This is a genomic window from Enterobacter cloacae complex sp. 2022EL-00788, assembly GCF_026627565.1.
GTDB lineage: Bacteria > Pseudomonadota > Gammaproteobacteria > Enterobacterales > Enterobacteriaceae > Enterobacter > Enterobacter pasteurii.
Map to the genome: position 1 here is coordinate 180,180 of NZ_JAPNMC010000003.1, position 21,227 is coordinate 201,406.

18 protein-coding genes are annotated in these 21,227 nt (G+C 56.2%); 2 read left to right on the forward strand and 16 right to left on the reverse strand.

What is annotated here, in order from left to right; all coding sequences use genetic code 11:
* Nucleotides 1-4 precede the first annotated feature (4 nt).
* The 13 genes from nuoM to lrhA form a co-directional block, all read right to left on the reverse strand.
* Nucleotides 5-1,534 carry an NADH-quinone oxidoreductase subunit M gene (nuoM, locus tag OWK27_RS05625; protein ID WP_148419917.1) on the reverse strand — a complete coding sequence of 510 codons (1,530 nt, stop codon included), beginning with the start codon at nucleotides 1,532-1,534 and terminating at the stop codon, nucleotides 5-7.
* A gap of 76 nt (nucleotides 1,535-1,610) precedes the next feature.
* Complete coding sequence (gene nuoL, locus OWK27_RS05630) at nucleotides 1,611-3,452, reverse strand: NADH-quinone oxidoreductase subunit L (protein ID WP_193354546.1); 1,842 nt, start codon at nucleotides 3,450-3,452, stop codon at nucleotides 1,611-1,613.
* A complete protein-coding gene (gene nuoK, locus OWK27_RS05635) occupies nucleotides 3,449-3,751 on the reverse strand; it encodes an NADH-quinone oxidoreductase subunit NuoK (RefSeq protein WP_003861496.1) in 303 nt (100 codons plus the stop codon). Before nuoK ends, nuoL begins: the two co-directional genes overlap by 4 nt.
* Complete coding sequence (gene nuoJ, locus OWK27_RS05640; protein WP_148419920.1) at nucleotides 3,748-4,302, reverse strand: NADH-quinone oxidoreductase subunit J; 555 nt, start codon at nucleotides 4,300-4,302, stop codon at nucleotides 3,748-3,750. The genes nuoK and nuoJ overlap by 4 nt, the downstream gene beginning before the upstream one ends.
* 10 nt (nucleotides 4,303-4,312) lie before the next feature.
* On the reverse strand, nucleotides 4,313-4,855 hold the full coding sequence (gene nuoI / locus OWK27_RS05645; RefSeq protein ID WP_003861491.1) for an NADH-quinone oxidoreductase subunit NuoI: 543 nt from the start codon (nucleotides 4,853-4,855) through the stop codon (nucleotides 4,313-4,315).
* 13 nt (nucleotides 4,856-4,868) lie between these two features.
* Nucleotides 4,869-5,846, reverse strand: coding sequence for an NADH-quinone oxidoreductase subunit NuoH (gene nuoH, locus OWK27_RS05650; RefSeq protein WP_267590002.1), 978 nt, complete (start codon nucleotides 5,844-5,846; stop codon nucleotides 4,869-4,871).
* The gene (gene nuoG, locus OWK27_RS05655; RefSeq protein ID WP_193354545.1) at nucleotides 5,843-8,566 is read right to left on the reverse strand and encodes an NADH-quinone oxidoreductase subunit NuoG; all 2,724 of its coding nucleotides are present in this window, start codon (nucleotides 8,564-8,566) and stop codon (nucleotides 5,843-5,845) included. The genes nuoH and nuoG overlap by 4 nt, the downstream gene beginning before the upstream one ends.
* A 154-nt stretch (nucleotides 8,567-8,720) precedes the next feature.
* A complete protein-coding gene (nuoF, locus tag OWK27_RS05660) occupies nucleotides 8,721-10,058 on the reverse strand; it encodes an NADH-quinone oxidoreductase subunit NuoF (protein ID WP_148419922.1) in 1,338 nt (445 codons plus the stop codon).
* A complete protein-coding gene (nuoE, locus tag OWK27_RS05665; protein WP_006176513.1) occupies nucleotides 10,055-10,555 on the reverse strand; it encodes an NADH-quinone oxidoreductase subunit NuoE in 501 nt (166 codons plus the stop codon). The genes nuoF and nuoE overlap by 4 nt, the downstream gene beginning before the upstream one ends.
* A 2-nt stretch (nucleotides 10,556-10,557) precedes the next feature.
* Nucleotides 10,558-12,360 carry an NADH-quinone oxidoreductase subunit C/D gene (gene nuoC, locus OWK27_RS05670; protein ID WP_148419923.1) on the reverse strand — a complete coding sequence of 601 codons (1,803 nt, stop codon included), beginning with the start codon at nucleotides 12,358-12,360 and terminating at the stop codon, nucleotides 10,558-10,560.
* An 89-nt stretch (nucleotides 12,361-12,449) separates the two neighbouring features.
* Nucleotides 12,450-13,124 carry an NADH-quinone oxidoreductase subunit NuoB gene (nuoB, locus tag OWK27_RS05675; RefSeq protein WP_003861482.1) on the reverse strand — a complete coding sequence of 225 codons (675 nt, stop codon included), beginning with the start codon at nucleotides 13,122-13,124 and terminating at the stop codon, nucleotides 12,450-12,452.
* Between the two features lie 15 nt (nucleotides 13,125-13,139).
* Nucleotides 13,140-13,580: an NADH-quinone oxidoreductase subunit NuoA gene (nuoA, locus tag OWK27_RS05680; RefSeq protein ID WP_267590003.1), complete on the reverse strand. Its 441-nt coding sequence runs from the start codon at nucleotides 13,578-13,580 to the stop codon at nucleotides 13,140-13,142.
* Between the two features lie 630 nt (nucleotides 13,581-14,210).
* Nucleotides 14,211-15,149 carry a transcriptional regulator LrhA gene (gene lrhA, locus OWK27_RS05685; RefSeq protein ID WP_148419924.1) on the reverse strand — a complete coding sequence of 313 codons (939 nt, stop codon included), beginning with the start codon at nucleotides 15,147-15,149 and terminating at the stop codon, nucleotides 14,211-14,213.
* 938 nt (nucleotides 15,150-16,087) lie between these two features.
* Between lrhA and alaA the strand changes: the two genes are divergently transcribed.
* Nucleotides 16,088-17,302: an alanine transaminase AlaA gene (alaA, locus tag OWK27_RS05690; RefSeq protein ID WP_013098109.1), complete on the forward strand. Its 1,215-nt coding sequence runs from the start codon at nucleotides 16,088-16,090 to the stop codon at nucleotides 17,300-17,302.
* A 117-nt stretch (nucleotides 17,303-17,419) separates the two neighbouring features.
* Nucleotides 17,420-18,019 (forward strand): 5'-deoxynucleotidase, encoded by a 600-nt coding sequence (gene yfbR / locus OWK27_RS05695; RefSeq protein ID WP_267590004.1) that lies wholly within the window; start codon nucleotides 17,420-17,422, stop codon nucleotides 18,017-18,019.
* Nucleotides 18,020-18,070: 51 nt separating this feature from the next.
* On the opposite strand, the gene OWK27_RS05700 is transcribed toward yfbR, so the two are convergent.
* From OWK27_RS05700 to OWK27_RS05710, 3 genes are all read right to left on the reverse strand, one after another.
* On the reverse strand, nucleotides 18,071-19,903 hold the full coding sequence (locus tag OWK27_RS05700; RefSeq protein ID WP_267590005.1) for an SLC13 family permease: 1,833 nt from the start codon (nucleotides 19,901-19,903) through the stop codon (nucleotides 18,071-18,073).
* A 75-nt stretch (nucleotides 19,904-19,978) separates the two neighbouring features.
* A complete protein-coding gene (locus OWK27_RS05705) occupies nucleotides 19,979-20,638 on the reverse strand; it encodes a sugar phosphatase (protein ID WP_267590006.1) in 660 nt (219 codons plus the stop codon).
* Between the two features lie 11 nt (nucleotides 20,639-20,649).
* Nucleotides 20,650-21,144 (reverse strand): YfbU family protein, encoded by a 495-nt coding sequence (locus OWK27_RS05710; RefSeq protein WP_148419928.1) that lies wholly within the window; start codon nucleotides 21,142-21,144, stop codon nucleotides 20,650-20,652.
* Nucleotides 21,145-21,227: the final 83 nt, after the last annotated feature.

The following is a 21,227-nucleotide window of genomic DNA, read 5'->3' on the forward strand; positions in this document are numbered from 1 at the left end:
CGAATTACGGCCTTGTAGTAGAAGCAGAATTAACAAACCACTGCTGGATATTACCCATCGCGGAGTGCGAGGTATCCAGAATCGGCTGCGGATAGAAGCCCAGCAGCACCAGCAGTACGACCAGCAGCAGGATGATGAACAGCTCGCGCAGCGACATCCCCGGCAGTTCTTTTGCAGCAATTTCGCTCTTCGCTTTACCGAAGTAAGCGCGATGCAGCATCGCCAGCGAGTACACGGAAGCGAACACCAGACCAAAGGTGGAGATGACGGTGATCATCGGAACCACTTTGAAGCTGCCGAACAGGATCATAAATTCGCCGACGAAGTTACCGGTACCCGGCATCCCCAGGGTGGCAACCGCGAAGAACATGGAAAGCGCTGGCAGCCACTTCATTTTGCCCCACAGGCCGCCCATCATACGCATGTCGCGGGTATGCAGGCGTTCGTACAGCTGACCGCACAGGATGAAGAGACCCGCAGCGGACAGACCGTGCGCAATCATCTGAATCACCGCACCCTGGTACGCCAGCTGGCTGCCGGTGTAAATAGCAATCAGCACGAAGCCCATGTGGGAAACGGAGGTGTAAGCAATCAGACGTTTGATGTCGTACTGCGTGAAGGCCATCCACGCGCCGTAGAAGATACCGATCACACCCAGCCACATGGCAATCGGTGCGAACTCCGCGGAGGCGTTCGGGAACAGCGGCAGGGAGAAACGCAGCAGACCGTAGGCCGCGGTTTTAAGCAAGATACCCGCCAGGTCAACGGAACCCGCCGTCGGTGCCTGAGAGTGCGCGTCTGGCAGCCAGCCGTGCAGCGGTACCACCGGCATTTTCACCGCGAAGGCGATGAAGAAGCCCAGCATCAGCAGGTATTCCACGCCGTGGGACATCGGCGTCTTAAGCAGGTCTTCATAGTTGAAGGTCCAGACGCCGGTCGCGTTGTAGTGCACGAACACCAGCGCCAGGATAGCAATCAGCATCACCAGACCGCTCGCCTGGGTGTAGATGAAGAACTTGGTTGCCGCCGTGATACGCGTTTTACCGTCGGAGGCCTTGTGGCCCCACAGCGCGATCAGGAAGTACATCGGCACCAGCATCATCTCCCAGAAGAAGAAGAACAGGAACATGTCGATGGCCAGGAACACGCCGATAACGCCGCCCAGGATCCACATCAGGTTCAGGTGGAAGAAGCCCTGGTATTTTTCGATTTCACGCCAGGAACACAGTACCGCCAGAACGCCGAGCAGGCCGGTCAGCACCACCATCAGCAGCGACAGACCGTCAATGGCCAGGTGGATCGTAATGCCGAAACGCGGGATCCACGGCAGAATGAACTCAGACTGCCACTGCGGAAGCCCCGCAGACTGGGTCAGTGAGTAGCCACCCTGCAACCAGAGTTGCAGGCCAAGCGCGAGCGTCAATCCCATGGTAATCAGCGCGATCCAGCGCGGCATCTTCACGCCAAAGCGTTCAGTCTGCCAGCACAGGAAGCCGCCGATGAAGGGAATTAATATTAGCCAGGGTAGTAACATGGCGATTTATATTCCTTTTTAAGGCCCCCAACAGGGGCCTGATTTTCAACGAATTCGAATAAAATTCACTTAACGATCAACGCAACACCATCAGCAGCGCCAGTACGACAACCGCACCGATGCTCATGGACGCCACATACCAGCGCAGATAACCGTTCTCGCTGAACAGCAGGCCTTTACCTGCGAAGCGAGAGAGGATCGCCGGGATGTTCATCAGGCTGTTCAGCGGGTCGCGCTTCAGCAGCCACGCAATGCCCAGGAACGGCTTAACGAAGATCATGTCGTACAGCCAGTCGAAGCCCCACGCGTTGTACCACCAGGTGCTCAGCAGACGGCCTGGTGCACTGTTGGCAACGGCAGTCACCAGCGTGCGTTTACCCAGCCACAGCCATGCAGCAATCAGGATGCCCGCAATTGCGACCACGCCGGAGGTAATTTCAAGCGTCAGAACGCGACCGTGCTCAAGCTCGGTTGTCGCCGGCAGTACGCCCTGCAGCGGTGGCACAATCATCGCGCCAACGAAGGTGGACAGTACCAGCAGCACAATCAGCGGCAGGTGATGGGTGATCCCCTTCCCTGCGTGAGCGTGAATTTGTTCTTTACCGTGGAATACGATGAAAATCATACGGAAGGTATACAGGGAGGTCATGAACGCACCGACCAGACCCGCAACCATCAGATTGATATGACCATTCGCCATGGCACCCGCAAGGATTTCGTCCTTACTGAAGAAGCCCGCGGTAATCAGCGGCAGTGCCGCCAGCGCCGCGCCGCCCACCAGGAAGCAGACATAAACCAGCGGGATGGACTTACGCAGTCCGCCCATCCTGAAGATATTCTGCTCGTGGTGGCAGGCCAGGATCACCGAACCGGATGAGAGGAACAGCAGCGCTTTAAAGAACGCGTGCGTCATCAGGTGGAAAATGGCCGCGTCCCACGCCTGAACGCCCAGCGCCAGGAACATGTAGCCAATCTGGCTCATGGTGGAGTACGCGAGAACGCGCTTGATGTCGGTCTGGACCAGCGCGGCAAAGCCTGCCAGCACCAGCGTCACCGCACCAACGATACCCACCAGATGCAGAATCTCAGGCGTCATCAGGAACAGGCCATGGGTACGCGCAATCAGGTAAACACCGGCGGTCACCATGGTTGCGGCGTGGATCAGCGCAGAGACCGGGGTTGGACCCGCCATCGCGTCGGCCAGCCATGTCTGAAGCGGCAGCTGCGCGGATTTACCCACGGCACCACCCAGCAGCATCAGCGTCGCCCACCACAGCATGTTATTGCCTGCTTCGAAGTGCGCCGGCGCCAGTTCCACCATTTCGCGGAAGTTCAGCGTGCCCAGTTCGTTGTAGAGAATGAACAGCGCGAACGCGAGGAAGACGTCACCCACGCGGGTCACGACGAACGCTTTCATGGCCGCTGCGCCATTCTTCGGATCGGTGTAGTAGAAGCCGATCAGCAGGTAAGAGCACAGGCCCACGCCTTCCCAGCCCAGATACATCAGCAGCAGGTTATCGGCCAGGACCAGAACCACCATGCTGGCGATAAACAGGTTGGTGTAGGCGAAGAAGCGGGAGTATCCCTCTTCACCGCGCATATACCAGGAGGCGAACATGTGGATCAGGAAGCCCACGCCGGTGACCACGGAGAGCATGGTCAGAGACAGACCATCCAGCACCAGGTTAAAACCGATGTTAAAGTTACCGACCGACATCCAGTTCCACAGCGGCACGCTGAAGGCCTGACGCCCGTTGTTAAAGAAGTCGACACCCGCATATGCCGTCACCAGAGCAGCCAGGCCAACAGAGCCCATGCCGACGGTGGCAGACAGATTTTCAGACCAGCGGCCGCGCGAGAACGACAGCAGCAGGTAGCCAATTAGCGGAAAAATAATGGTTAAGGCAAGCATGTTCATCCACGCAACTCACTTACTGAATCGATGTTCAGGTTCTGGCGGCGACGATGGAGCTGCAGCAACAGCGCCAGGCCAATACTCGCTTCGGCAGCCGCGAGGCTGATGGCGAGAATGTACATCACCTGACCATCGGTCTGGCCCCAGTAGCTACCGGCGACCACAAAGGCCAGCGCGGAAGCGTTAATCATGATTTCCAGACCAATCAGCATAAACAGCAGATTGCGGCGGATAACCAGACCGGTTAAGCCCAGAACGAATAAAATCGCAGCGAGGATCAGTCCATGTGTTAAGGGGATCATGCGCGCTCCTCCGTTTTTCTTTTCGCGCGGTCGTCGGTGCGGTTGCTCAGCACCTCGCCAGAACGCTCTTCGCGTCCGACGTGGAAGGCGACAACCAGACCCGCCAGCAGCAGCATTGAAGCCAGTTCAACCGCCAGAACGTATGGGCCAAAGAGCGTGATACCGACCTCTTTAGCGCCGATCGGCGTACCGTCGATACCCTGGTCGTTGACGCCGAGAATGGCGTAAACAATCACCGCCAGCATGATGGCCGACAAAATTGCCGGGCCAATCCACACCTGCGGTTTTAACCACTGACGTTCCTGCTCAATTTCAGAGCCGCCCAGGTTCAGCATCATCACCACGAACACGAACAGCACCATAATGGCCCCGGCGTAGACGATGATTTCCAGCGCGCCCGCAAAGTGCGCGCCCAGCGCGAAGAACACCCCGGAAATGGCCAGCAGCGAGATGATTAAATACAGCAGCGCATGCACCGGATTGGTGTGCGTAATCACTCGTAGCGTAGCCAGGATGGCGATAAGGCCACAGATATAAAAAGCGAATTCCATTGCCCTCTCCTTACGGTAACAGGCTCTTGACGTCGATAGGCTTAGCTTCGTTCTCTGCTTCGCCCTTATCTTTGCCGTCGATTGCCATACCCGCCATCCGGTAGAAGTTATATTCCGGGTATTTGCCCGGACCGGAAATCAGCAGATCCTCTTTCTCGTACACCAGATCCTGACGCTTGTACTCACCCAGCTCGAAGTCTGGAGTCAGCTGAATCGCCGTGGTTGGGCACGCTTCTTCGCACAGGCCGCAGAAGATGCAGCGTGAGAAGTTGATGCGGAAGAACTCAGGATACCAGCGGCCGTCTACCGTCTCTGCTTTTTGCAGAGAGATACAGCCGACCGGGCACGCTACCGCACACAGGTTACAGGCAACGCAGCGCTCGGAACCGTCCGGGTCGCGCGTCAGCACGATACGGCCACGGTAGCGCGGCGGCAGATATACCGGCTCTTCCGGGTACATCCGGGTTTCGCGTTTGGCAAACGCGTGCAGGCCGATCATCCAGATACTGCGTACCTGGGTGCCGAAACCTACCAATAATTCTTTTAAGGTCATGGTCTATAGCCCCTTATGGCTGCTGCCAGAGAATGACAGCCGCCGTTACCAACAAGTTGACGAGCGTCAGCGGCAGGCACACTTTCCAGCCGAAGGACATTACCTGGTCATAACGCGGACGCGGTAACGCTGCGCGAATCAAAATGAACATCATCATGAAGAACGCGGTTTTCAGCGCGAACCAGATGACCGGCGGTAAGAACGGGCCATGCCAGCCACCAAAGAACAGCGTTACCATCAACGCGGAAATGGTGACGATACCGATGTACTCGCCCACGAAGAACAGACCGAACTTCATGCCGGAATATTCAATGTGGTAACCGTCGGCCAGTTCCTGTTCGGCTTCTGGCTGGTCAAACGGGTGACGGTGACACACCGCCACGCCCGCGATAGCAAAGGTAATAAACCCAAAGAACTGCGGGATAACGTTCCAGATGTCGGCCTGGTTGTTGACGATGTCGGTCATGTTAAATGAACCGGCCTGCGCCACCACGCCCATCAGGGAGAGCCCCAGGAACACCTCGTAGCTCAGGGTCTGCGCGGAAGCACGCATCGCACCCAGCAGCGAGTATTTGTTGTTACTGGACCAGCCTGCGAACAGCACCGCGTAAACCGCGAGGCCTGCCATCATCAGGAAGAACAGAATGCCGATGTTCAGGTCAGCCACCACCCAGGTCGGGCTGACCGGAACGATAGCAAACGCCAGCAGCAGCGAGGTGAAGGCGATCATCGGTGCCAGAGTAAAGATCACGCGATCCGAGAAGCGCGGAACCCAGTCCTCTTTAAAGAACATCTTGATCATGTCCGCGACCAGCTGGAGTGAACCACCCCAGCCCACGCGGTTCGGTCCGTAACGGTTCTGGAACAGACCGAGAAGACGACGTTCACCAAAGCTCATGAACGCACCGCAGGTGACCACCACCAGCAGAATCACAACCGCTTTCAGAATGCTCAGCAGGATGTCGATAAGATCCGGCGTTAACCAACTCATGCTTGTGCCTCCTGCAGGTTATCAAGGTGCGCACCCGCCAGTACCGGCGCGATGCCTGGCATACCCATCGGCAGACCAACCTGCCCTGCTGTCAGGCTTTCAGAGATAATCAGCGGCAGGCTGATTGTCTGGCCGTCGTAGCTAAAGGCAACGTTCGCGCCCGCGTTAACGCCAAGCTTCGCGGCATCCGCCGGGTTGAGCTTGATGTACGGCTGCGGCATGCGCTGCTGGAATACCGGTGAACGCTGGGACATTTCGTCGCTACCAAACAGATGGTAGTACGGCGCAATACGCCAGTGCCCTTCCTGCGCCTGGAAGCTCGCCGGAACGGTGGTGAAGAAGTCCAGACCGGTTTCGGAGGCTTCAATCAGACGCACGCCCGGATCGCCGTGGCGCAGGGAGCCGCCCACTTCAGCCTGGAACTTGTTCCATGCCTGCGGGGAGTTCCAGCCCGGCGCCCATGCAAACGGGATTTGCGAACGCGGCGCGGACGGCTGGTTGTTCCCTTCCATGGAGAAGGCGAACATGGTGTCTTTATCCTGCGGCTGGCGCGGTTCGTGCACGCTGATGTTGGCGCGCATTGCGGTACGGCCGCTGTAACGGTGCGGTTCACGCGCCAGCTTCTGGCCGCGAATGCGGAAGCTTGCTTCAGGCGCGGCATCTTTAATGCCCGCCAGCTGAGGCAGTTTTTCGACTACCGCATCGATAACGTGGTCGAGCTGCGTCCAGTCCACCTCGCGGCTCTGCACGGTGCTGTGCAGGGAGTGCAGCCAGCGCCAGCTTTCCAGCATGATGGTGTTGCTGTCGTAGTACGCCGGGTCATAAACCTGGAAGAAACGCTGCGCGCGGCCTTCGTTGTTGATCACCGTACCGTCGCTTTCTGCGAAGCTTGCCGCAGAGAGCACCAGGTGCGCTTTGTCCATAATCGCGGTGCGCTGATGGTCAATCACCATCACCAGCGGCGCTTTGGAGAGCGCGGCGTCAACGCGTGCGGCAGACGCGTGGCGATGCAGATCGTTTTCCAGCACCACAACGGCGTCGGCGGCACCGGATTCCAGTTCGCTTAACGCTTCTTCCAGCGATCCGCCGCCAATCATGCCCAGACCGATGCTGTTCACGGCACGGGCAATCATGGTCACACCGACGTCCGCACCGCGGCCCTTCAGGGCTTTGGCAACGTTCGCTGCGGCCTGAATGATCTCGGCGCTTCCGGCGTTGGTCCCGGAGATAATCAGCGGCTTTTTCGCCCCCGCCAGCGCCTGAACAATCACGTCGACCTTGTTTTGCAGGTCGCGATCCAGCTCAACGGCCGGAGAGTTGCCGTCCAGCGCGTGGGCAATGGCAAAGCCAAGGCGCGCCTGATCTTCAACCGGCGCGCAGTAGGTCCACGCGGCGATGTCGTCCAGACGGGTATTGTCAACGTTAGTCACAAACAGGGGATGCTTCGCGCGCTGGCCGATGTTGAGGATTGCCGCAATCTGCCAGTCGGCCACCTTCTGCGCGGCTGCCATTTCACGCGCTTTACCCTTCACCGCCTGGCGAACCGCCAGAGCCGCGCGAGCGCCGGTCTGAGTCAGGTCTTCACCCAGCACCAGAACCGCATCGTAGGATTCGATTTCGCGCAGCGCAGGAGTGTGAATACCGCCTTCACGCAGCACCTTCAGCACCAGCTGGAGACGTTCCTGTTCGCCCTGGGCGATACCGGTATAGAAGTTTTCCGCCCCAACCAGCTCGCGCAGCGCGAAGTTGCTTTCGATGCTGGCGCGCGGGGAGCCGATACCGATCACTTTCTTCGACTGGCGCAGAATATCCGCGGCGCCCTGCATCGCCTGCTCGGCGTTGAGGGTGATGACGTCGTCGCCACGGCGCTGAACCGGCTGACGCGGACGGTCCTTCAGGTTCACATAGCCATAGCCGAAACGACCGCGGTCGCACAGGAAGTAGTGGTTAACGGTACCGTTGTAGCGGTTTTCGATGCGACGCAGTTCGCCGTAGCGCTCGCCCGGGCTGGTGTTACAGCCCAGCGAACACTGCTGGCAGATGCTTGGCGCAAACTGCATGTCCCACTTACGGTTGTAGCGCTCGGAGTGCGTTTTATCCGTGAATACGCCGGTCGGACAGATTTCTACCAGGTTACCGGAGAATTCGCTCTCAAGCGTACCGTCTTCCGGACGACCAAAGTAGACGTTGTCATGCGCGCCATACACGCCCAGATCCTGGCCGTCTGCGTAATCTTTGTAGTAACGCACGCAGCGGTAGCAGGCGATGCAGCGGTTCATTTCGTGAGAGATGAACGGCCCCAGATCCTGGTTACGGTGGGTACGCTTGGTAAAGCGATAGCGACGGAAGCTGTGACCGGTCATGACGGTCATATCCTGAAGGTGGCAGTTACCGCCCTCTTCGCAAACCGGACAGTCGTGCGGGTGGTTGGTCATCAGCCACTCCACCACGCTTTCGCGGAACTGTTTGGCTTCTTCGTCATCAATCGAAATAAAGGTGCCTTCGGCGGCTGGCGTCATACAGGACATCACCAGGCGACCACGCGTGTCTTCCGCGTTTTGATATTGCTTCACCGCACACTGGCGGCAAGCACCGACGCTGCCCAGCGCCGGATGCCAGCAAAAGTACGGAATATCGAGGCCAAGAGACAGACAAGCTTCCAGCAGGTTGTCCGCCCCGTTGACTTCGTATTCTTTGCCGTCTACATGAATCGTAGCCATTAGCATGCTTCCAGTTGTCTCGAATTGCTTCGAGCGTTAATCAAAATTCGTTTCCCCTCACCCCTGCCCTCTCCCCAAAGGGGCGAGGGAGAAAAGCGGCTCCGGCTCATCCCCTCTCCCCTCCGGGGAGAGGGTTAGGGTGAGGGGTAAAAAATCACCAGCGTGCTTTAAGCAGGTTCGGCTGAATACCATTGATAGAATGGGTATTGCTGAACGGCTGCTTAATGCCTGCTTCGAATTCGTCGCGGAAATATTTTATCGCGCTCTGCAGCGGCTCGACGGCACCCGGTGCGTGGGCACAGAAGGTTTTGCCTGGGCCTAAGAATCGACACAGTTGCTCAAGCGTCTCGATATCGCCAGGCTGACCTTCGCCGCGTTCGATTGCACGCAGGATCTTCACGCTCCACGGCAGACCGTCACGGCACGGCGTACACCAGCCGCAGGACTCGCGGGCGAAGAACTCTTCCAGGTTACGCACCAGCGACACCATGCCGATCTCGTGGTCGACGGCCATCGCCAGCGCCGTACCCAGACGGCTGCCTGCTTTACCAATGCTTTCGAATTCCATCGGCAGGTCAAGGTGGGCTTCGGTCAGGAAGTCGGTCCCTGCCCCACCCGGCTGCCAGGCTTTGAATTTCAGACCATCGCGCATGCCGCCCGCGTAGTCTTCAAGAATTTCGCGTGCGGTGGTACCGAACGGCAGTTCCCAGACGCCAGGGTTTTTCACGCGACCAGAGAAGCCCATCAGCTTGGTGCCGGCATCTTTACTTGAAGAGATGCCCTGATACCACTCCACGCCGTTGGCGAGGATCGCCGGAACGTTGCACAGGGTTTCGACGTTGTTCACACAGGTCGGTTTACCCCACACGCCGGAGCTTGCCGGGAAAGGCGGCTTGGAGCGCGGGTTCGCACGACGGCCTTCCAGGGAGTTAATCAGCGCGGTTTCTTCACCGCAGATATAGCGCCCTGCGCCGGTGTGCACGAACAGCTCGAAGTCAAACCCGGTGCCCAGGATGTTTTTACCCAGCAGGCCGGCTTCGGTGGCTTCGGCAATCGCGCGACGCAGGTTTTCTGCCGCTTCGATGTACTCACCGCGCAGGAAGATGTAGCCACGGTACGCTTTCAGCGCGAACGCGGAGATCAGCATGCCTTCCACCAGCAGGTGCGGCAGCTGCTCCATCAGCAGACGGTCTTTATAGGTACCCGGCTCCATTTCATCGGCGTTACACAGCAGGTAACGAATGTTCATGGATTCATCTTTTGGCATCAGGCTCCACTTCAAACCGGTGGAGAAGCCCGCGCCGCCGCGGCCTTTCAGACCAGACTCTTTGACCGCGTTGACGATCTCGTCCGGCGCCATGCCGCCGAGGGCTTTACGCGCCCCGGCATAGCCGTTTTTGCTCTGGTATTCGTCGAGCCATACCGGCTGTTTGTCATCGCGCAGACGCCAGGTCAGCGGATGCGTCTCAGCAGTACGAATTACAGTTTTCATTTGTACTGCTCCAGCAGGTCAGGAATCGCTTCCGGCGTCAGATGGCTGTGAGTGTCCTCATCAATCATCATGGTCGGCCCCTTGTCGCAGTTACCCAGGCAGCAGGTTGGCAGCAGAGTAAAGCGACCATCGAACGTGGTCTGGCCCGGCTTGATATTGAGCTTCTTCTCAATTGCAGCCTGAATGCCCTGATAGCCGGTAATGTGGCAGACAACGCTGTCACAGTAGCGGATCACATGGCGGCCTACCGGCTGACGGAAGATCTGGCTGTAGAACGTGGCTACGCCTTCTACGTCACTCGCCGGAATACCCAGCACTTTTGCGATCTCGTAGATCGCCCCATCCGGCACCCAGCCACGCTGTTTCTGTACGATTTTCAGCGCTTCAATGGACGCCGCACGCGGGTCTTCGTAGTGGTGCATCTCGTGCTCAATGGCGGCACGCTCTGCTTCACTCAGCTCAAAAGCCTCGGTTTGTGGTTGTTGATTCTCGTGCATAATTAGCGGTCCACATCTGACATAACAAAATCGATACTACCCAGATACACAATCAGGTCAGAGACCAGGCTGCCGCGGATGGCGGAAGGGATCTGCTGAAGGTGCGCAAAGCTCGGCGTACGCACGCGGGTACGGTAGCTCATGGTGCTGCCGTCGCTGGTCAGGTAGTAACTGTTAATACCCTTGGTCGCTTCAATCATCTGGAAGGATTCTTGTGCCGGCATGACCGGACCCCAGGAAACCTGCAGGAAATGGGTGATCAGGGTTTCGATATGTTGCAGCGTGCGCTCTTTCGGCGGCGGCGTCGTCAGCGGGTGATCCGCCTTGAACGGGCCTTCCGGCATGTTGTTGAGGCACTGCTCGAGGATGCGCAGACTCTGGCGCAGCTCTTCCACTTTCAGCATCACGCGGGTGTAGCAGTCGGAAACGCCGCCGCCAACCGGGACTTCAAAGTCGAAGTTCTCGTAGCCAGAGTAAGGACGGGCTTTACGCACGTCGAAATCAATACCGGTTGCGCGCAGGCCAGCACCTGTGGTCCCCCACTCCAGCGCCTCTTTCGCGCCGTAGGCAGCAACGCCCTGGGAACGGCCCTTCAGGATGGAGTTACGCAGCGCGGCTTTCTCGTAAGAGGCCAGACGCTTCGGCATCCAGTCGAGGAACTCACGCAGCAGGCGGTCCCAGCCGCGCGGCAGGTCGTGTGCCACACCGCCGATACGGAACCAGGCCGGGTGCATACGGAAACCGGTAATCGCTTCCACCAGATCGTAAATTTTCTGACGATCGGTAAAGGCGAAGAAGACCGGGGTCATCGCGCCGACGTCCTGAATGAACGTGGAGATGTACAGCAGGTGGCTGTTAATACGGAACAGTTCAGACAGCATGACGCGGATCACGTTAACGCGATCCGGCACGGTGATGCCTGCCAGTTTCTCAACGGCCAGCACGTACGGCATTTCGTTTACGCAGCCGCCGAGGTACTCGATACGGTCGGTATACGGAATGTAGCTGTGCCAGGACTGACGCTCGCCCATCTTCTCGGCACCACGGTGGTGGTAGCCGATGTCAGGAACGCAGTCGACAATCTCTTCGCCGTCAAGCTGAAGAATAATACGGAACGCACCGTGCGCGGACGGGTGGTTTGGACCGAGGTTGAGGAACATGAAGTCCTCGTTTTCGGTACCGCGTTTCATGCCCCAGTCTTCCGGCTTGAAGGTCAGCGCTTCCATCTCCAGATCCTGCTTGGCTTTAGTCAGCTCAAACGGATCGAATTCGGTTGCACGGGCCGGATAGTCTTTACGCAGCGGGTGGCCGGTCCAGGTCTGCGGCATCATGATGCGCGTCAGATGCGGGTGGCCGTCAAAGGTCATGCCGAACATTTCCCAGGTTTCACGCTCGTACCAGTTGGCGTTCGGGAAAAGTTTGGTGATCGTCGGCAGATGCATGTCGTTTTCAGACAATGCCACCTTGAGCATGATATCCGTGTTGCGGTCTATTGAGATCAGGTGGTAGAAAACGGAAAAATCCGCAGCAGGGAGGCCCTGGCGGTGCGTTCTGAGACGTTCGTCCATGCCGTGTAAGTCAAACAGCATGACGTAAGGCTTTGGCAATTTCTTGAGGAAATCGACCACTTCCAGTAATTGCTCACGCTTCACCCAAACAACGGGTACCCCGGTGCGGGTGGCCTGAACAGTAAAGGCATCCGGCCCAAAACGGTTGCGCAGTTCGCCAATGACGGGGTCATCGAGATGATCCCGGGTCTGCCAGGCGGCTTCTTGCGCGGTTAAGTCGGTCATATTGTTCACCATTGCAAATGGTCCGTGGTGACTGTTAAGCCTGGCTTCGCGCTATTTGAGTAGTGATATGCGAAGGTGTTCTCCAGGCCCACAGGCGCAAATTAAATTTCGTCAGGCGTACGCAGGTTGGTGACGGCAATACGTTCACCACGTTTACGCTCGCGCTCAGACTGCATGTTCGCGCGATAGACACCCTGATCGCCAACAACCCATGAGAGCGGGCGGCGTTCTTTACCAATGGACTCCTGGAGCAGCATCAGCGCCTGCATATAGGCTTCCGGACGCGGCGGGCAGCCAGGAATGTAAACATCCACCGGAATGAACTTATCAACGCCCTGCACAACGGAATAAATGTCGTACATACCGCCCGAGTTTGCACATGCCCCCATGGAGATAACCCATTTTGGCTCCAGCATCTGGTCATACAGACGCTGTATAACAGGCGCCATCTTGGTAAAGCAGGTGCCGGCGACCACCATCAGGTCAGCCTGACGCGGGGAAGCACGCAGTACCTCGGCTCCAAAACGCGCAACGTCATGCACCGCAGTGAATGACGTCACCATTTCAACGTAGCAGCAAGAAAGGCCAAAGTTGTATGGCCAGATGGAGTTCTTACGACCCCAGTTGACCATGTCGTGCATGGCATGCTCGAGCTTGCCCATGTACACGCTTTTGTTGACTTCTTGCTCCAGGGGGTCGGTTACGATCTCCTGTTTTTGCAGGGGGTAACGGTCATTCTCACCGTTAGGATCTATGCGGGTGAGCGTATAATCCATCTTATTGCCTCGCTGTTACTGCTGACGATTAGAGATACTGTTTTCCAGGTTGATGTGTTCACGGCGTGAACGCACAGGTGTCCAGTCCAGCGCGCCAATACGCACCAGATAAACCAGACCGGCCAGTAACACTAAAATGAAAATTGCGGCCTCGACAAAGCCCACCCAACCACTTTCGCGAATCGAGGTAGACCACGCGAAGAGGTAAAGCGCTTCCACGTCGAAGATGACGAAGAACATGGCTACCAGGTAGAACTTGGCAGACAGGCGTAAGCGAGCGGTACCTACTGAATCAATACCTGATTCGAAAGGTGTGTTTTTGTGCCTTGCGCGGGCGCGACCGCCCAGGAACCAGCCGCCGACTAACATCAGGCAGCACAGGCCAATGGCTACAATAAGAAAGATTGCGAATGCCCAGTGATGAGCGATGACTTCTGTGGATGTTGACATACTCATTGCTTACTCATCAAAAGTGATACCGACGACACTGCTCTTGCTGGCAGATGGGCATCACATCGATTCATGGGGAGGAACAAATAACCTTACACTAACTGTCTGAAATGAGACATAGACAGCAAAATGATGGGGTTTTTTACTCCTTTCTATAACCTTTTGTCAACTTTAACAAAGGTTTCTTCACATTAAATTACATCGTGCGATTCTCATTAACAAAACATGCCCTTTAACCCTGGTGGCCAGGTGACTTTACGTCAAATGCATCTTGTTGAATCGTGTCCGTTTTGGAAGTAAAAAAAATAACCCTCCTATTTTGACAGGATTTGCCAACGATTCCTCCCCCCAAATAGGAGTATTTTCTTGATCTGAGACACGCTTTTGTTAATTCAATCAAAAAAACAGCAACATATTTCCTGTTTTTTTAACATCGACGGGGGTTGAGGGAAGTTAGAACGGCCATCGTTTACATCTTAACCAAAAGCATATGCTGCGTTGATAAATAACGGGTATTTCACTTATCCACACTGCGCTCGCGGTTATGATTAGCAAAAAAAAACCACTCCATGAAAAAATCATGCGAGTGGCTCTTTTTTGCACTTACATTTTGTTACGAGAATTTTGAGGGAACGATCACTCAAAATCCCCTTCCACGATCAGGGGATTGCCCCCTCCTTCGGGAGTAACATGCGCGTACTGCCACGGATTATGGTAGTTTTCCATCGCCTCGAACACCACTTTCGCCAGCTCGTTGTTGCTGGCGGCGTTATGGCAAAGCAGGTACTCCGTATCCGGTAACGATGGCAGGCCATCGGATTTACCCAGAACGCGCAGATCCGGGCTCATCATCTCAACCGGACGGGCCGTTACGCCAAGTCCAGCCTTCACCGCGGCCCGCACGGCGGGAAGCGTGGATGCCACGTACGCCAGACGCCAGGGAATATTGGCTTCGTTAAGCGCGGCCAGCACCATATCGCGGAACGGGCTGGGATCGTCCAGCAGGACCAGGGGTATTGGCTCACCCTGTTGCAGTACATACTCCGCCGCACAGTACCAGTGCGTGGGAGAGGTACGCAGCGTCAGGCAGTCAAACTGACCGGGCCGATGCGTGGTGACCACCAAGTCAACCTCGTTCTCTTTCAGCATCTCAACGATAAAAGCATTACGTTTAACGCTAACGTCCAACGCAAGCTTCGGATAAACCGAGCTAATACGATTGAGAAGGAAAGGTAAAATGGTATCCGCTGATTCATCCGATGCCCCTAATGTTAACACTCCCTGAAGGTTGCTAAACATTAAAGACATACAAGCTTCATCATTAAAGCGCAGTATCTTTCTGGCATAACCCAGAAGCTGTATACCATGTTCCGTTAAAAGCTTATTACGCCCATGGCGCGCAAAAAGCTCTTTACCAACCAGTTGTTCCAGCCGCTGCATTTGCTGGCTCACGGCGGACTGGGTACGGCAAACTGCGGCAGCAGCTGCTGCAAAAGTGTTGAGATCGGCGACCGCAACAAACGTTCTCAGCAGATCGAGGTCGAGATTCATTATCGGACGATTTGCATTTATCATATCTTTTCACTTTCAGGTTGCTCGTACGGAGCTGCCCGGGTTTAAGCTGTGTGTAACAGTTAAGCAATTCCTTCTGAAGAGTTTCCCTCGCATCCCGGCCCGGCAGACTGCCTGACAGATAGTTATTGTACTGCGGTATATCAACGGTCAGAAATCACGTTTCATGACGTTATTTTTATTCTCTTGCGCTCAGGATATTTCGCTGTCTGAAGGTAGATGTAAATTCCATATAGGGTAAGACAGGTTTTCTGCTATCTATATCGCAGCGTTGTCAGCGCAGCAAGATGTAACTCACCCAATTCAGCCAGAGATAACTTCAACAATAACAATCGATTAATATAGGAAAGCAGAATCCGATATACGTAACAGGCGTATCGCGCAACCGCTTTCCCGAAACACATCTTAACCCAAATCCACTATATTTATAAGTCTTATTGCAATATTACAGATTTACCGCCACCGATAAGCCGCTAAACTCTTTTTATTAAAATTAACGAAAGTTGCATTTTCGTCGTTAATAATAAATAAAGTTTAATTTAGATTCAGTTCAATCATTAATATCGCTTAACATTAATTTCACATGAGTAACTTCTAACCTGGCTTTGCTAATAAGGCAATGCGTATCTTAGCATTCAGGTTTTACGAAAGGTCACGCCCGGCGACTAACGCCTCCTCCCCAATCGACTTTTAATTTACGTCAGCACAATATTCACATTTATTTTAAATTTTCAGCATAAAAATCCTAACATTTGCCTGTATAGCGATAAATTCAGGAACCCGATCGGTCCGCATTCAGCTTAAGAGATCGCAACGGCTCCGTCCTGTTGTACAAAATCTTCTTCTGTGCGCCCTTCAAAACGAAGCGCGGTGGGAGTACATTGTTCCGTGCTAGCTTCCACGGCAGGGAGTAGCAACAATAGCGAAAAGGTTAAAGGTTCATGTCCCCTATCGAAAAATCCAGCAAGCTCGACAACGTCTGTTACGACATCCGTGGCCCGGTTCTTAAAGAGGCTAAACGTCTCGAAGAGGAAGGCAATAAGGTTCTGAAACTCAACATCGGCAACCCCGCGCCATTTGGTTTTGAAGCGCCGGATGAGATCCTGGTGGATGTGATCCGCAACCTGCCAACGGCCCAGGGTTACTGCGATTCAAAAGGGCTTTACTCCGCCCGTAAAGCCATCATGCAGCACTATCAGGCGCGCGGTATGCGCGACGTCACCGTGGAAGATATCTACATTGGCAACGGCGTGTCGGAGCTGATCGTCCAGGCGATGCAGGCGCTGCTGAACAGCGGCGACGAAATGCTGGTTCCCGCGCCGGATTACCCGCTGTGGACGGCTGCGGTGTCGCTGTCCAGCGGCAAGGCGGTCCACTACCTGTGCGACGAATCCTCTGACTGGTTCCCGGATCTGGATGATATTCGCGCCAAAATTACGCCACGCACCCGCGGTATCGTCATCATTAACCCGAATAACCCGACGGGCGCCGTCTACTCAAAAGCGTTGCTGATGGAGATCGTGGAGATCGCCCGCCAGCACAACCTGATCATCTTTGCCGACGAGATTTACGACAAGATCCTGTACGACGCGGCGCAGCACCACTCTATCGCCGCGCTGGCCCCCGACCTGCTGACCGTCACCTTTAACGGCCTGTCTAAAACCTACCGCGTGGCCGGTTTCCGTCAGGGCTGGATGGTGCTGAACGGTCCGAAGAAACATGCGAAGGGCTATATAGAAGGGCTGGAGATGCTGGCATCCATGCGTCTTTGCGCCAACGTACCGGCGCAGCATGCGATCCAGACGGCGCTCGGTGGCTATCAGAGCATCAGCGAGTTCATCGTGCCTGGCGGCCGTCTGTATGAACAGCGCAACCGCGCGTGGGAACTGATCAACGATATCCCGGGCGTCTCCTGCGTGAAGCCAAACGGCGCGCTGTATATGTTCCCGAAAATTGACGCGAAGCGCTTCAACATTCACGACGATCAGAAAATGGTGCTCGACTTCCTGCTACAGGAAAAAGTGCTGCTGGTGCAGGGAACGGCGTTTAACTGGCCGTGGCCGGATCACGTGCGTATCGTGACGCTGCCGCGCGAAGACGATCTCGAAATGGCCATCAGCCGCTTCGGACGCTTCCTGTCCGGGTATCATCAGTAAACTTTCTCGCCTGCCGGGTGGCGCTTCACCTGCCCGGCTTTCAGCATCCGCTAATTTGCATCTTCCCTCCCCTCCCCGCACAATGAAGTCTGTCGCTGTTAAGACGTAAGGTAACCTATGAGTCAGAGTCATTTTTTTGCCCACCTCTCCCGCCTGAAGCTCATCAACCGCTGGCCGCTGATGCGCAACGTGCGCACGGAAAACGTGTCAGAGCACAGTTTGCAGGTTGCCATGGTCGCTCACGCGCTGGCCGCCATTAAGAACCGCAAATTCAACGGGCAGGTGAATGCCGAGCGTATCGCCCTGCTGGCGATGTATCACGATGCTTCGGAAGTGCTGACCGGGGATCTGCCGACGCCGGTGAAATATTTCAACTCGCAGATTGCGCAGGAATATAAGGCCATCGAGAAGATTGCGCAGCAGAAGCTGATTGAAATGGTGCCCGAGGAGCTGCGTGATATCTTCGAGCCGCTTATCGACGAACATCAGTATACGGAAGAAGAAAAGTCCCTGGTGAAGCAGGCCGATGCGCTGTGCGCGTACCTGAAATGCCTGGAAGAGCTATCCGCGGGGAATAACGAGTTCCTGCTGGCGAAAACGCGCCTGGAAAAAACCCTGGCATCCCGCCGCAGCGAGGAGATGGACTACTTTATGCAGGTATTTGTGGCGAGCTTCCATCTGTCGCTGGATGAGATTAGCCAGGACTCCCCGCTATAACGTTTGCCGGGCGGCGTCGTCGCCTGCCCGGCCTGAAGCGCGTGCCCCTGCTTAAAACGGGAATAAGACCGGAATTAACACCACGCACACCAGCATCACCAGCACGGTGAACGGCACGCCAATCTTCACGAAGTCGCTGAATTTATAATTCCCCGGCCCCAGCACCAGCGTATTGACCGGCGAAGAGACCGGCGTCATAAACGCCGCGGACGCCGCCATCGCAACCATCATCGCAAACGGATACGGCGAAACGCCCATCGATTTCGCCATCGCCAGCGCAATAGGCGCCATCAGCACGGCGGTGGCGGTGTTGGAGATAAACAGTCCGATGGTGGCGCACATGACAAACAGGCAGATCATCATCAGATAGGGTCCATAACCGCCGCCCGCGTCCATTAAGCCTTTAACGATCAAATCCACCCCGCCGGTTTTCTGTAGCGCCAGGGCGAAAGGCATCATACCGACAATCAGAATGATGCTCGGCCAGTGAATCGCCTTGTAAGCGCTTTCGGCATCGATACAGCGAAATTTGCCCATTAGCAGGCAGGCAATTATCGCCGCTATGGGATTAGGTATCTCGTCCGTCAGCATCAGGGAGACCATCAGCACCAGGCAGAATATCGCGTGGGGTGCCTGGCTGTGCGCCGGCGACGCGTCGCTCTCCTCAATCGGCATATTCAGCACAACAAAGTCGCGGCCTTTCTGCCCGAGCTGGCTAATTAGTTTCCAGTTGCCAACCACCAGGAAGATATCCCCCAGCAGGAGTGGCTCATCCACTACCGCTCCTTCCAGGGCCACGCCATCGCGCTTCAGTCCCACCACGTTCAGGCCATAGCGGGTGCGAAAGCCGATTTCGCGCACCGTTTTACCCAACAGCTCCGATTCCGGGATCAGTGACACCTCGGCCATGCCGACATCCAGCGCCTGGTCAGAGAAATATTCGCCGCGCAGCACCATCGGCTCCAGCAGCTGTTCGCTACAGAATTCACGCAGGTCCACGTCCGCCGTGGACATATCAATCAGCAGGACATCCCGCGCCCGGAATTCGGATACCCCGTTCACGTTGACAATGACCCGACGAAAGCGACGCCAGCGCTCCACGCCGATCACGTTTGCGCCGTAGCGTTCGCGCAGCCGGAGATCGTCCAGCCGCTGCCCCACCATGGGCGAACCCGGTCGGATGGCCAGACGCCGGGCGCGCCCGGTCAGGCGGTACTCTTTAATCAAATCGCGAAAGGAGCGCCGCTTCCAGCCCTCTCTGGCGTTATCCTGCTTCTCTCCTTTCAGGGCAAAACGGGTGAGCAGCATATAGATAATGCCCATCACCAGCACGACCAGCCCGATCGGCGTAACGCTGAAAAAGCTAAACCCCTCGAGCCCCTCACGGATCAGTTCGCTGTTTACGACCAGGTTCGGCGGCGTCGCCACCAGCGTCATCATGCCGCTGATAAGCCCGGCAAAGCTTAGCGGCATCATCAGGCGCGACGGGGAGATCTGCATTCGCATGCAGACGCTCAGCACCACCGGAATAAAAATAGCGACGACGCCCGTTGAGCTCATAAACGCGCCCAGCCCGGCCACCGTCAGCATCAGGTAAATCAGCATTTTGGTCTCGCTGCTGCCCGCCACCTTGACCAGCCACGCGCCCATCATCGTCGCCACGCCGGTGCGTACCAGCCCGTCGCCGATGATAAACAAGGCGGCAATCAAAATAACGTTGGGATCGCTAAACCCGGAAAAGGCTTCCGGCAGCGAGAGCGTGCCGCTCAGCACGAAGGCGACAATCACGAACAGGGCGATGGCATCCATGCGCACCTTGCCCGTGGCAAAAAGAATGATGGCGATTAACAGCAGGCTCAGGACCCAAATCAGTTCACCGTTCACAACATGTCCTTGTCAGTGGAGGAGAAGCAATTTTGCCATAAAAAAGCCCCAGCAGCGTGGGGCTATATCATGGGATTACATTTTTAGCGAGACGGTTACAATGCCGTCCGGCGTCTTCGAGACGTCGATGGCAGTCAGCGTGTTGAGCACAAAGTCTGCCTCGTTCAGCCGGGGCGATCCCGCCGGAACGTTAACGGCGATGACGTGGCTCCCGGCGTTCAGCCCGGCCAGCACGCCTGCCGCCGCATCTTCCACAACCACGCACTCCGCAGGCGCAAGGCCAAGCAGCTCGGCGCCGAGCAGAAACGCATCCGGTTCCGGCTTGCCGCGCTTCACGCGTTCAGCGGTAATGAACACGTCCGGCGTCGGTAAACCTGCCGCCTTGTGGCGGGCGTGAGCGACGGGAACCGAGCCGGAGGTGACGATAGCCCAGGGGATCTGCGCTTCATTCAGATGCTCAAGCAATTCGCGCGCGCCGGGCAGCGCGGTGATGCCGTCGGTATCGTTGGCCTCAATCTGCTCAAGATAGGTAAACTCCGCCTGGATCTCTTCCTCAGAACGTCCCGCCAGGAAGTGCCGCAATGAGGTAATGGCCTGTTTGCCATGGATGAAATTCAGTACGTCCTGATGGTCGATGCCGTGCCGGTCGGCCCAGTGGCACCACGAGCGTTCAACCACCGGCAGCGAATCCACCAGCGTACCGTCCAGATCAAACAGAAAACCTTTACACTGCACACGCACCTCCGTCAGGCATTAATGATTTGTTGAATTTCGTTGCTGCTTAAGTGGTACTGACGCGGGCAGGCATGCCACGCGCTCAGCATACGCTGATATTTGTCCCACATTGGGGTCTGGGCGTTAAAGCCGTGCGTGCCCGCGTCAAAGTGGGTATAGCGCCCTTCGGTGTTCACCATAAAGCGCACATAGCTCAGATAGCGCGCTTCCGTCGCCGCATCAAAGCCCAGGAACGTCACCCGGCGCTCGTCAATGGCCTGCTGGTCTTTAAGGTTGGTCCAGGACACATGCAGCGCATGGTACATCTCCATGATGTCGATAACGATGCGGCAGGTTTCCTCTTTCAGCTCGCCAAACTCGCGATCCAGTTCGCGCATCTGCAAACCAAAACCACGTTCGACGATGGTCTGCAGGCGGCTGTAGCGCGCAGCGTTATCGGGATCAAGCATAGTCATCATCTTGTACTGGTTAGACAAAATCAGACGTTGAGCATGGGTCATTTCCATCTTTCGACTCCTGTAGCGCATTGCACTGTAAAAAAAAGACACGGTAACGGTGTGTTACTGTGCCTTCTTTTGGTCGTCGTTTC